We start from the raw sequence: 10,305 nt of genomic DNA on the forward strand, positions 1-10,305 counted from the left end.
AAAAGCGAGAAGTCTACGGGCAACTGGCCGCTTTTTCTAGCTCCATTGAGATATGCACTTACAAGTTGAATCTAGGGGTCTTTAAAGTGTATATATTTCGGTTATAGATCGGATGAGAAATTTCAAAGGCTTGCAATGAGAGTCCTTAAAGGGAGAGGAATTAGATATTATTTAATGAAACCTCAAGATGGCACGTATAAACTTGAAAAAAAAGAATTAGGCGATGTCTACGCTAACGCCCCTGCTTACTTATCTAAATTATCCCCTGTTGCAAAAGGTGTTCCATATATAGATGAGAACACAAGGCCTTTTGAAAAATTAATTCGTAAAGCTATAGAAATTGTGAGGCGAAAACCATATTGTGAAAAAATTACTGATGCATATTTAAGTAAATACAAAGGTTCAAAAAGTGATCCGGTATTCTATGTAACGTATGATAGGAGTGATGGTTTGCCAAGAAACTTTTTTTTAAGTAAAAGTGAAATAGAGGCGAGCAAATAAGTTTTTAGTTCGCATAACCAATGCTTGCACCGGAACAATTTTCCGTTGCTTGCGCAACTACAAATGCCAGGTGAGCGGGCGTTAGGTATCAAAACAAACTATGAATATGGAAGCAGAATCCCAACAAGTCCTCAATGAATATCTAAAAATAGCTACAAGCTTTTCGATTCCCATTTTTTGGGGAAAAAGAAGAGGGTCAACTTGGAAAATCCTAAATAACGGCACTGCTTTTATACTAGATACTGGCGCGGATAAATTTGTCGTTACCGCTGCTCATGTATACCGTTCATATCTAAAAGCTAAGGGGGCAGGTCAAACTGATGAAAGTCAGCTTTCAAATATCGGCTTTGAAATGGAAAGTCGCCTTATTTCCATTCCACAAAACAATGATATTGATATCGCCACTTTTAAAATATCTGATCCAGAAATATCGAGGTTAGGAAAAAATGTATTGCGTGGCGGTAACTTAACCTGGCCACCATCAAAGCCAAATGAAGGTGAGGCTATTATCGTTTCAGGTTTTCCCGGTGCTGAGAGGCAGCATAGAATAGGGCACGCGTTCTCATTCGGGACCTATTGTTTTAATACCCCGGTAAGCTCTGTGAGCTCAAGGCATATTGGCTGCTCTCTTGAGCGTAAATATTGGAGAGATACATTCGGTCGAGGGTTTCCACCAGAAAACTATGATATGGGTGGTGTTAGTGGAGCCCCAGCATTGGCTCTAGAAAAATCCGAAGCTGGTATAATAAGCTTGCAGCTTGCCGGTATTGTCTATGAAGCCAGAGCGTCAGAGTTAATAGGTGAAATCTTCTTTGCACACCATTCTGAGTTTATTGATAAAAATGGAGTTGTCGCGCAAAATGCCTAACAAATAAGGATATGTTGCGCTTACTGCAAAATTTAAATCTAAATAATAAAACCGGCCACTGAGCCGGTTTTTTTACGCCTGGAGAAAGCTACTTCCTCAGGTCTCACAATCTGGAGCTACTGATGTTAGGTGCAATTTCTGCGATCTCCGGTCTGATTGGTAAGGCGATCGACAAGGCGTTTCCTGACAAATCTGAGGCCAACAGGCTCAAGGCCGAGATTGACTGTCAGTTGATAGCGATGGATTTCAAGGAGCTGGAATCGGCGACCAGTGTGATTACCGCAGAAGCAGGCGGAGAGAGTTGGCTTCAGCGTTGCTGGCGTCCTATTGCCATGCTGACTTTTGTCAGCCTCGTGGTGGCGCATTGGCTGGGATGGACCGCACCAAACCTCAGCGAGGAACAAACACTGGCACTGTTGGAAATCGTAAAGATTGGCCTGGGTGGTTATGTGGTGGGCCGCAGTGCTGAAAAAGCCATCAAGACATGGAAACAGTCATGACCGTTCACGACCTGATGCGAGAGTTGGCTGAGAAGGCTGGCCACGCCACTACGGTAACCGCGGGTGCTATCGGCAGTGTCTACAGCCTGTTTATTCAAAACCCCATCGGTTTTATCTGTGCCGTAGTGGCAGTGGCCTCCTTTGTGGTGAACTGGTACTACAGCCACCGGCGCTTGAAGTTGCAGGAAAAGCAGACAGAGAGGCAGTGATGCCAGCAAGGGCAAAGCGCTACTGCTCGCGCTGTAGGCAGATCCATCCAGGCTGCTGTCCCCAGGTCCAGAATGGCTGGGAGAGGTGGCAGAAGCAGAGGGGCACCGCCGCCCAACGTGGGTATGCGCACTCTGGAATTCACCTTGCCCCAGGCCACTCCATCCAATAACCAGTTGTTGCGGATGCACTGGAGAAAGCGCAGGGCAGTGAAAAAGCAGCTGGCCATGGAAGTAGCGGCAGCTCTGGTGAGAAGCGGTCAGCGCCGCCCCAATGAGCCTTTGGCACAGGTATATATCGAGATTGAGCGCGGTTCTGCCGGTGAACTGGACGATGACAACCTGCAGGGTGGTACAAAGCTGCTGATCGATGTGCTGGAAAAGCCCAGCCGGACCAATCCCCACGGCCTGGGCCTGATTGAGAACGACAACAACCAGTGCGTAGTTAAGCGCCGAGTCACCCAGGCTCTGGCCAAGCGCGGCCAGGGCTACACCCGGGTACTGATTGCAGAGGTGCTGGAGTGAGCCAGGTTGAGCTTCTGAGAAGATTCCGGCAATTCGTTAGTTGATCGTGATAGGGGGAAAGATGGTCAATGAAATCAGCATTCGCGAGCGCTTGTGGGAGTGGTCCAGGGCCTACCCTGAACGTGCGGGAGACTCGGTGAGCTGGCCCCGTATGGCGGCATTTGGGCGAAGGATGATCTCAGGGCATAGGGAGGGCCCGGTACCGATAGATTACGAGAGGGCAGCCCTTACGGATGCCGCAGTATTGGCTTACCTGAATGTGATAGCCAGGCGCCAGGACAAGGGGAAGGCCGCGCTGGAGAGGGAGGTTTTCTGGTTGCGGTATTACTACCGGTGGGAAATGCAGGATGTGGCCAGGGGGGTCAAAAAGTCAAAGCCATGGGTTGAAAAAATGTGTCAAGTTGTTGAGGCAACTGTGGAAGCATTCTTTTTGTCGCAGAATGCCGCATAACTGTATTTAAAAACAGGCTGTATGTATTGACACCATACGTCCGTATGGGTTAACTTTGTGTAAGCTGTCGCGAAGTATGCGCAGCGGGACCATACCCCCCCTTTGAAAGCCCCGCCTGGTTAACCCGGCGGGGCTTTTTATTCTAGCTACTTTCTTGTTTGGGAGTGAAGCTTCTCTATTAAATGAAGAAACTTTACAGTAAGGGGCAAGCTGAATTATCACTTCCAGTAGTTGTTAGCTGCTGCAATAGTTTGAAATTCAATTGCTACAACTTGGCTTGCAGCTATTAGACTGTCTGGAGCAGTTGCATATTTTTCACGACCAGCCACAAGCTTTTCAAGGTCTGGTTGGATATTATGGATCGTATGGCGAGCGATCATCATCGCTAAGGATCTTCCCTCTTCTGGGGTAGCGGTGATTAAACTCCCGCCAGGTATCATAGTTAACTCTTCTTCTGGCAAATGATTCATTGCACGCTCCTTAACTAGATGTACTTGGGGTTTCGACAAAAGAGTAGCAGGGGAGACAGCATCTCTGTGACTACTATGCTTGGCGACCGAGTTTGACCAATGGGGCGAACCGCACGACAGAACTCGGGTCAGCCAGTTGACATTGTTTTGTATTACCGCGTGTGCGCTTCGAGATGTGAACAGAAGGCCCGTCAACCTAAATCATGCTCGCGAAATCCTGGGCTGCAATAAGACAGAGTGGAACCGGGAATGAGTGAGGATCTGGAAGCGATTTCAACGCCGCCTGGATAGGGGGGGCATTAGGCCCAGTGGCTAAACTCGTAGAAGATTATCAGGAGCGTTTCTTAACAGGGTGTTGACAACTTTGTCCTGAGAGGGTGTACAAACACTAGCATGCCCATTTTGCACATTTCCGGCTAAGAACCCGTTATTTTGCGGATTTTTTTGTGTTCGTAATTCGTCTGGTTGCTCCGAAGTCACTGCCCCCTATGGAAGAAACTCTCAGATGCTTTGCAATAGCCAGGCGCTGGAACAGGTGGGTACTCTATAACGATTTCAGGTTGAACCACGTAGTGGTTCACCCTGATGATTTTGAGCTCATGGGGTTCCCTCAATACTGGCTGGGGATTCCAGTAAGGTCTCTGAGTCGAGAGTGACTTGGCGCAGACTCGTATCGAAAGCAGGACAATTAGTGCGTCAAGAGGAGCACTTTTTGTGCTTGGGCAGCAGATACCAGAGAATTCCTGCAATCAAATACATGACGGGGATATTTCCGAACAGGTTCGCTAGTTCTGTTCGATCGATTAGCACCTGAAACAGCATAATGGTGGCATGCACCAAGTTTGAACAGACGGTAAACCAGATGAGACCGATGTAAGCACCGATGTTTCGAGTGGCGATAATCAGGAATACGCCCAAAGTTGCATAGAACCCAACAATAATTTGTTCGTATTCCGGCTGTGCTGGTGCCCAGCCCCATCCTGAAGGCCATATCCATACCATCAACGGATATATGGCAAAGATATATATCAGACCCGTTGTAACCAGGGCGATAGAAAGGTATTTGGCGCGAGTAGTGTCATCCATGGTTAACTCCTGAGTGCGAGTCACTTTTATTTGATTTTGTCATAATCAGGACGTAGATAAATTATTAACTTTCCTTGTACCACTTCAGTATAAAAATCCCATGTTGCCATAGATGCGCAGATTCATAGCCTAAACCATTTCTGAGCTCCGTCCAGTGCGGGCTTCTTCGTTTCTGGTAAATCCAATGTTTGATAACGATTACTTCACAGAAGATGAGCTGTCCTGCCGTTGTTGCGGGAAACTCCACTTCTCGAATGACACGCTGCGCCGATTGATCAGGGTCAGGGAGCGCTTCAACAAGCCAATGGTGATCACCTCCGGTTACCGCTGTCCGGCCCACTGCGCCCGGATCGGCTCTACCATGACACACACTACACGGCAGGCTGTTGATGTATCAGTTTCTGGTGGGGGTGCCTATGAGCTGCTGGGGATCGCGCTGGAGGAAGGGTTCACTGGCATTGGCGTAAAGCAGAAGGGCGCGCACAAGGGCCGGTTCCTGCACATGGATGATCTTGAGCCAATACCGGGCGAGCGTACCCGGCCTACTGTCTGGAGTTATTGAGGGGGAGAGCGTATGAAGGGAGTGGCACAGGATTGCTTTCGAGACAGTAATCAGGATAATAGTGGTCACGGCGAGCAGTATATAAATGTTAGGCGCTACGAACATGAAGATACTAGCCACCACATTGCTCTTGATTGCTTCAGCATCGACTTATGCCGAAATACCTGATTGGTACAAACGAGATATTGTAGGTCACATTGGCAAAGCGTACGGAGTTGTTATTTTTCACGTCAAGAAAATCACGAATGAATCTGCACAAGGCCAGTACCACTCATATCGAATAGACAGCGAAACTATTGAAACGCTTAAGGGCTCAGCTCCAAAAGGAGCTTGCTACATGATTCGCACCGAAGGGGAGTGGAAGTCGCCCTATAAAGTAGGTGAAGAGGCAATAGTAATTCTATATATTCAATATCTAGGTGAGTGCGGTGCAATAGAACCAGGCTATGGCGCACCAGCAACTAAAGAGTATGTTGAGCTATTCAAGTCCATTATCAAAAACGGCGCCTAGCAAGGCCATCAACCACCGCCAGCAAAGCTGGCTGGACCTCCATTTCGCGGCTTCGCTGCTCCATTTCGGCCCGTGTTGGCGGCGTTAGCACGCTCAGGAGATAAAGAGATGTCCGATCACAAAATTTTCTCTATGGAATTCTCAAAAATCTATTCTCTCTATGTCCAAAAGGCTGAGAAGAAGAACAGAACGGAAGACGAAGTCTTCCAAATCATTTGTTGGCTGACAGGTTATGACTCTGATGGTCTGACAAAGCAGATTGGCGGCGGGTATGACTTAGCCACATTCTTTGCCAAGGCGCCGAAAATTAATCCCAACGTACCTCTCATCAAGGGGGTTGTATGTGGAGTGCGTGTTGAAGAGGTCGAAGATCCACTGATGCGCAAGATTCGATACCTCGACAAATTGATTGATGAGCTTGCCAAGGGAAAATCTATGGAAAAAATTTTGCGGTCATGAATAGGCGCAGGATTCAATGTACTAATCGGGCAAAGGCGGGTTTCTAGCCCGCTCTCCCCACACCACCGTGCAACGACCCAAGCCGGCCCCTGAGCCGGTTTTTTTACGCCTGGAGAAAGCTACTTCCCCAGGTTCCACAAATGGAGCTACTGAAGGGCGGGCGTATGGAAGGGCTAAGTATTCTGGTTGGAGATACCTAGGGAGACAAAGTGAACCTGCACCCCACCCGCATCCCGAAACTACTGAGGCTGGCCAAAGGCCGTGATTGCGTCCGCTGTGGTAATAACGAGGGCACCACTGTAGCTGCTCATTACCAGGGACAGCGCAGCCACAGCTACGGCAAGGGCCGGGGGATCAAGCCCCACGATGCCATGGCTGCACACCTTTGTTATCGCTGCCACGCTGAGGCGGATAGCAGTGGTCTGGGTAACTGTCCCGAGGACCACAGTAGGCGCTTTCTGCTGCTGATCATCACTACTCAAATGAATTTGTTTATAGAGGGGCGCATCACGGCACGAGATTATGCCCAGGCCTTTCTGCTGAAGCTGTGCCGCAATACGGCGGAACTTATGGAGTGTGGTGAGCCAGAGCTTCACGACATTGCCTGCCGTCTGGCCGAGTGCTGGGACTCAGGTGAGATCGCTATCGCCTCCCAGGGGGCCATGGTGAGCAGCTTTGTGGGGGTGGGCTCGTAACCTGCAAAGCCGGTTACCGTACCCATCAGCATTACAGGCACAAATTCATGAGCTGATCCAGAGCAGGACACACCAATTTTATCAGTTGAGCAAGGATTTTGTCATTTGACGAAAATGTCCAAGTAGTTATAGTTGGCGGCTATGTGATTTTAGGGCAGAAATTCCACTATCCGATAATATTAGATAAGCTCTGAGGTAGTGATCAAGGAGATATTGGTCACTGTGATCAGTATATAAATGTTAGGCGGGTAAAGAATGAAGAAGCCAGTAATCCAATTTGTCCTCAGCATCCTTTTTGTTTTCATACTTTGTAAACTTATAGGAGCAAGCGAAACTGAGTTATGGGCTGGTATTTTTATTGGTGCCTTCATTTTTGTCGGGGTGCCAGTTTTAATCCTTAGTTGGGTAGATTTTGGAAGCTACCTAAGAAGTTTGAAAACTCGTTCTTGGCCAATCAAGCTACTGGGGTTTATCTTTGGTATCCCGCAAGCTCTCATTGGTCTCGCTTCGCTAGGAATTGGTGTTGGGATAGTTATTTGGGTCTTATACAACAGCTTTATAGAAAGGCAGGAAGAATATACTGGCGGGTTTATGTCACTTGGTATGAGCCCAATGTTTATTGGTTTTGGTTTGCTCCTCCTCGTGTCAGCCTTCAAAAGGAGTAGAGGCGCCTAGGCTCGGTCAAGCCTAACAATCGCAAGCAGTATGCTACGGCCTTCCGCTAGACGCTCTTATTCAACTACCTAAACCGGCCTCTGAGCCGGTTTTTTTACGCTTGGAGGGAATGATCGCATTTTGTACGATTGTACCATGTTTGTGTAACTACCTGACCTTAATGCGGATTGTTGAGAGTTGGCGCAGAATTGATTTCGAGACAGCAATCAGGATAATAGTGGTCACGGTGATCACTATATATAATGTTATGTGAGTATGTAATGGAAGCTTTAAAGCTCGCTAAAAAATATCTAGAAATATTCTTCGAAACACAAAGATTTGATAATCTGAATGATATTTTTTCAGAGGATCTTGATTTTGAAGGGCCTTTCTTCAAAAGCAAAAAAAGCCAAGGACTACATTGACTCACTAAAAGAATCACTTTGGGAACCTTGTGAGTATGAAATTTTGCAAGAGTTTGAAGCCTCGAACTCAGCCTGCATTATCTATAGATTTAGAAAAGGCAGTAAGTCCACATTAATGTCTCAAGCATTTGAGTGTTCAAATGGAAGAATCGAGAAAATCAGACTCATATTTAATGAGAGAGACCTCATGTAACAAGTCAAAGAAGCAAGGCTCTTCTGGCGGGACGCACTAGCGTGCGCCCCTGTTTGAAGCGTTAGAAGTATAAGGAAGTATTGTGCATATAGTGATTACGGAGAATGATGAATCTATCTGGGAAGACGAAACCGGAGTTCTTTATCATTTTCCAAAAAGGTATTTAAAAGACCTTCAGCCTGGCTCTAGCCTAATTTATTACAAAGGAAGAATATTAAATAAGGATTTTTCCGCTGGCCGGCTATCTGATGCTCCTCATTATTTTGCAACTGCGAGAATCGGAAAAATCTACCCTGACAAAAGAAGTAGCAAAGGAGACCTCTTTGCTACCATTATTGACTTCACCCCGTTTAAAGAAGCGGTTCTAGCAAAAAATGAAAATGGGTATCTCGAAGCAATCCCTGAATCAAAAAAATCGAACTATTGGAGATATGGTGTTCGTGTCATCGATCAAGCTACGTATGACCGTATAATTTCTCATGCTGACCTGAACCAAATATCTGAGCCTAAACAAATATACAGCCCAGATGTCGAGCTTAACGACACTGAAAATACACTCGAATCGTCTAGCGAGGGTAAAGCATCGACTCGCTTCGTAACCACATATGAGCGTGATCCCAAATATAGAAAGCAAGCAATTGCCATTCATGGCGCCTCTTGTGCCGCTTGCGATTTTAATTTTGGTGAGTTCTATGGTGAATATGCAGAAGGCTACATTCATATACATCATATCACTCCTGTGTCGGAGTTTGAATCTCCTAGAAAAATAGACCCGGAAACAGATTTAATTCCTTTGTGTGCAAATTGCCACTCTGTAGTTCACAGGAGAAAGGGAAAAACATTGTCAATTAGCGAACTGGAAGTATTGCTTAAAAATACTTCTAACAAATAAGGATATGTTGCGCTTGCTGCAACATTTGACATCTAAATAAAAAAACCGGCCACTGAGCCGGTTTTTTTATGCCTGGAGAAAGCTACTTCCCCAGGTCTCACAACCTGGAGCTACTAATGGACTGGAAAGCGATAGTTAAAAGCGTGGCCCCAACTCTGGGCGCTGCCTTGGGTGGCCCTGTTGGGGGAACGGCAGTCAAGTTCCTCGCCGACCACTTCCTGGGAGATACGGAAGCGCGAGAGCAGGATATTGCGGAGTTGGTGCTGAATGCGAGCCCCGAGAAGTTGCTTGAGCTTCGCAACCTCGACAACCAGTTCAAGCTCAAGATGCGCGAGCTGGATATTGACGTTTTCCGGCTCGAAGTGGAGGACCGCAAGAGCGCACGTGAGATGGGGATCAAGGGTGGCCTGACGGCACAGATGGCGTTGTCATTTGTCTTTATCGGTGGCTACTTCGCACTGACCTTCGCCCTGTTCTCCGGTGAGATCACCTTGACTCCGGCCATTGAGAAGACCGGCACCCTGATGCTGGGCGTGATTACCGGAGCCATCCCCATGATTCTGCAATTCTGGTTTGGCTCCAGCCAGGGCAGCAAAGAAAAGACACAGGCGATGGTGAAGCCATGACCACTCATGACCTTGTGCGAGAGTTAGCGGAAAAGGCCAGTCATGCCACCACAGTAACAGTGGGCGCTATCGGCGGTATCTACAGTCTGTTTGTTCAAAACCCCATTGGCTTTATCTGTGCGCTGGTGGCCATCGCCTCCTTTGTAGTGAACTGGTATTACAACCACCAGCGTCTGAAGTTGCAGGAAAAGCAGACAGAGAGGCAGTGATGCCAGCAAGGGCAAAGCGCTACTGCGCACGCTGCCGGCGGGTGCATGCCGGGAAATGTCCCCAGGCCCAAAACCGCTGGGAAAGTTGGCAGAGGCAGAAAGGTTCAGATACCCGGCGCGGGTATGGCGCACCTTGGAGGAAGCTGCGCCAGCCGGTGATCAGACGAGACAAAGGGCTTTGTCAGCTTTGTTTGCTCAAGGGTCTGGCTGTTGCTGGAACCCATGTAGATCACATCAAACCCAAGTCACAGGGCGGCACGGATGACATGGACAACCTTCAGCTGCTGTGCAAGCCCTGTCACCTGACCAAGACCGCGCAGGAAGGTGGCGGTGCAAGAGGGAGGGGTGGGTCAAATCCCCACAGCCCTTCGTCACCAACACCGCCGCCCTAAGTCAATTTTTATGCGCGTTGAATTAAATCGAAAAAACCCACTTGGGCATTTTTAGGTGATATTGGAATGGCAGGGAGATA

General features: G+C 47.8%; 18 protein-coding genes. 16 read left to right on the forward strand and 2 right to left on the reverse strand.

Annotated elements, in window-relative coordinates:
• Positions 1-174 precede the first annotated feature (174 nt).
• The 6 genes from Q1A48_RS19535 (at position 175) to Q1A48_RS19560 (ending at position 3,051) form a co-directional block, all read left to right on the forward strand.
• Positions 175-501 carry a hypothetical protein gene (locus tag Q1A48_RS19535; protein WP_299948287.1) on the forward strand — a complete coding sequence of 109 codons (327 nt, stop codon included), beginning with the start codon at positions 175-177 and terminating at the stop codon, positions 499-501.
• Between the two features lie 100 nt (positions 502-601).
• Entirely contained in the window at positions 602-1,369 is a 768-nt protein-coding gene (locus tag Q1A48_RS19540; RefSeq protein ID WP_299948289.1) for a hypothetical protein, read from the forward strand.
• Between the two features lie 122 nt (positions 1,370-1,491).
• Positions 1,492-1,869 (forward strand): 3TM-type holin, encoded by a 378-nt coding sequence (locus Q1A48_RS19545; protein WP_299948291.1) that lies wholly within the window; start codon positions 1,492-1,494, stop codon positions 1,867-1,869.
• Entirely contained in the window at positions 1,866-2,078 is a 213-nt protein-coding gene (locus Q1A48_RS19550) for a holin (protein WP_299948293.1), read from the forward strand. The genes Q1A48_RS19545 and Q1A48_RS19550 overlap by 4 nt, the downstream gene beginning before the upstream one ends.
• Positions 2,079-2,222: 144 nt before the next feature.
• Positions 2,223-2,600 (forward strand): hypothetical protein, encoded by a 378-nt coding sequence (locus Q1A48_RS19555; RefSeq protein WP_299948295.1) that lies wholly within the window; start codon positions 2,223-2,225, stop codon positions 2,598-2,600.
• A 61-nt stretch (positions 2,601-2,661) separates the two neighbouring features.
• Positions 2,662-3,051 carry a hypothetical protein gene (locus tag Q1A48_RS19560; RefSeq protein WP_299948297.1) on the forward strand — a complete coding sequence of 130 codons (390 nt, stop codon included), beginning with the start codon at positions 2,662-2,664 and terminating at the stop codon, positions 3,049-3,051.
• Positions 3,052-3,269: 218 nt separating this feature from the next.
• Here Q1A48_RS19560 and Q1A48_RS19565 read toward each other — a convergent pair whose 3' ends face one another.
• Together Q1A48_RS19565 and Q1A48_RS19570 are read right to left on the reverse strand one after the other, a co-directional pair.
• A complete protein-coding gene (locus Q1A48_RS19565; RefSeq protein ID WP_299948299.1) occupies positions 3,270-3,521 on the reverse strand; it encodes a hexameric tyrosine-coordinated heme protein in 252 nt (83 codons plus the stop codon).
• Positions 3,522-4,217: 696 nt separating this feature from the next.
• Positions 4,218-4,607, reverse strand: coding sequence for a DUF6632 domain-containing protein (locus Q1A48_RS19570; protein WP_299948301.1), 390 nt, complete (start codon positions 4,605-4,607; stop codon positions 4,218-4,220).
• Between the two features lie 184 nt (positions 4,608-4,791).
• Between Q1A48_RS19570 and Q1A48_RS19575 the strand changes: the two genes are divergently transcribed.
• The 10 genes from Q1A48_RS19575 (at position 4,792) to Q1A48_RS19620 (ending at position 10,225) form a co-directional block, all read left to right on the forward strand.
• Positions 4,792-5,169 carry a D-Ala-D-Ala carboxypeptidase family metallohydrolase gene (locus tag Q1A48_RS19575; RefSeq protein ID WP_299948303.1) on the forward strand — a complete coding sequence of 126 codons (378 nt, stop codon included), beginning with the start codon at positions 4,792-4,794 and terminating at the stop codon, positions 5,167-5,169.
• A gap of 103 nt (positions 5,170-5,272) precedes the next feature.
• Positions 5,273-5,680 (forward strand): hypothetical protein, encoded by a 408-nt coding sequence (locus Q1A48_RS19580; RefSeq protein ID WP_299948304.1) that lies wholly within the window; start codon positions 5,273-5,275, stop codon positions 5,678-5,680.
• Between the two features lie 108 nt (positions 5,681-5,788).
• Positions 5,789-6,139, forward strand: coding sequence for a DUF2200 domain-containing protein (locus tag Q1A48_RS19585; RefSeq protein ID WP_299948306.1), 351 nt, complete (start codon positions 5,789-5,791; stop codon positions 6,137-6,139).
• Between the two features lie 209 nt (positions 6,140-6,348).
• On the forward strand, positions 6,349-6,834 hold the full coding sequence (locus Q1A48_RS19590) for a hypothetical protein (protein WP_299948307.1): 486 nt from the start codon (positions 6,349-6,351) through the stop codon (positions 6,832-6,834).
• A gap of 255 nt (positions 6,835-7,089) precedes the next feature.
• Positions 7,090-7,509: a hypothetical protein gene (locus Q1A48_RS19595; RefSeq protein WP_299948308.1), complete on the forward strand. Its 420-nt coding sequence runs from the start codon at positions 7,090-7,092 to the stop codon at positions 7,507-7,509.
• Positions 7,510-7,769: 260 nt separating this feature from the next.
• Positions 7,770-7,913 (forward strand): hypothetical protein, encoded by a 144-nt coding sequence (locus Q1A48_RS19600; protein ID WP_299948309.1) that lies wholly within the window; start codon positions 7,770-7,772, stop codon positions 7,911-7,913.
• A gap of 275 nt (positions 7,914-8,188) precedes the next feature.
• Positions 8,189-8,998, forward strand: coding sequence for an HNH endonuclease (locus tag Q1A48_RS19605; protein ID WP_299948311.1), 810 nt, complete (start codon positions 8,189-8,191; stop codon positions 8,996-8,998).
• A gap of 116 nt (positions 8,999-9,114) precedes the next feature.
• Positions 9,115-9,624, forward strand: coding sequence for a hypothetical protein (locus tag Q1A48_RS19610; protein WP_299948313.1), 510 nt, complete (start codon positions 9,115-9,117; stop codon positions 9,622-9,624).
• Positions 9,621-9,833 (forward strand): holin, encoded by a 213-nt coding sequence (locus tag Q1A48_RS19615; RefSeq protein ID WP_299948315.1) that lies wholly within the window; start codon positions 9,621-9,623, stop codon positions 9,831-9,833. Before Q1A48_RS19610 ends, Q1A48_RS19615 begins: the two co-directional genes overlap by 4 nt.
• Positions 9,833-10,225: an HNH endonuclease gene (locus tag Q1A48_RS19620; protein ID WP_299948316.1), complete on the forward strand. Its 393-nt coding sequence runs from the start codon at positions 9,833-9,835 to the stop codon at positions 10,223-10,225. The genes Q1A48_RS19615 and Q1A48_RS19620 overlap by 1 nt, the downstream gene beginning before the upstream one ends.
• The last annotated feature ends 80 nt before the right edge of the window (positions 10,226-10,305 follow it).

The organism is uncultured Microbulbifer sp., from assembly GCF_947489355.1.
Taxonomy (GTDB): Bacteria; Pseudomonadota; Gammaproteobacteria; order Pseudomonadales; family Cellvibrionaceae; genus Microbulbifer.

What these genes read in the sequence shown, in the direction of transcription:
- Q1A48_RS19535 (WP_299948287.1), top strand. Translation starts at nt 175, where the DNA reads ATGAAACCTCAAGATGGCACGTATAAACTTGAAAAAAAAGAATTAGGC.
- Q1A48_RS19540 (WP_299948289.1), top strand. Translation starts at nt 602, where the DNA reads ATGAATATGGAAGCAGAATCCCAACAAGTCCTCAATGAATATCTAAAA.
- Q1A48_RS19545 (WP_299948291.1), top strand. Translation starts at nt 1,492, where the DNA reads ATGTTAGGTGCAATTTCTGCGATCTCCGGTCTGATTGGTAAGGCGATC.
- Q1A48_RS19550 (WP_299948293.1), top strand. Translation starts at nt 1,866, where the DNA reads ATGACCGTTCACGACCTGATGCGAGAGTTGGCTGAGAAGGCTGGCCAC.
- Q1A48_RS19560 (WP_299948297.1), top strand. Translation starts at nt 2,662, where the DNA reads ATGGTCAATGAAATCAGCATTCGCGAGCGCTTGTGGGAGTGGTCCAGG.
- Q1A48_RS19565 (WP_299948299.1), bottom strand. Translation starts at nt 3,521, where the DNA reads ATGAATCATTTGCCAGAAGAAGAGTTAACTATGATACCTGGCGGGAGT.
- Q1A48_RS19570 (WP_299948301.1), bottom strand. Translation starts at nt 4,607, where the DNA reads ATGGATGACACTACTCGCGCCAAATACCTTTCTATCGCCCTGGTTACA.
- Q1A48_RS19575 (WP_299948303.1), top strand. Translation starts at nt 4,792, where the DNA reads ATGTTTGATAACGATTACTTCACAGAAGATGAGCTGTCCTGCCGTTGT.
- Q1A48_RS19580 (WP_299948304.1), top strand. Translation starts at nt 5,273, where the DNA reads ATGAAGATACTAGCCACCACATTGCTCTTGATTGCTTCAGCATCGACT.
- Q1A48_RS19585 (WP_299948306.1), top strand. Translation starts at nt 5,789, where the DNA reads ATGTCCGATCACAAAATTTTCTCTATGGAATTCTCAAAAATCTATTCT.
- Q1A48_RS19595 (WP_299948308.1), top strand. Translation starts at nt 7,090, where the DNA reads ATGAAGAAGCCAGTAATCCAATTTGTCCTCAGCATCCTTTTTGTTTTC.
- Q1A48_RS19600 (WP_299948309.1), top strand. Translation starts at nt 7,770, where the DNA reads ATGGAAGCTTTAAAGCTCGCTAAAAAATATCTAGAAATATTCTTCGAA.
- Q1A48_RS19610 (WP_299948313.1), top strand. Translation starts at nt 9,115, where the DNA reads ATGGACTGGAAAGCGATAGTTAAAAGCGTGGCCCCAACTCTGGGCGCT.
- Q1A48_RS19615 (WP_299948315.1), top strand. Translation starts at nt 9,621, where the DNA reads ATGACCACTCATGACCTTGTGCGAGAGTTAGCGGAAAAGGCCAGTCAT.
- Q1A48_RS19620 (WP_299948316.1), top strand. Translation starts at nt 9,833, where the DNA reads ATGCCAGCAAGGGCAAAGCGCTACTGCGCACGCTGCCGGCGGGTGCAT.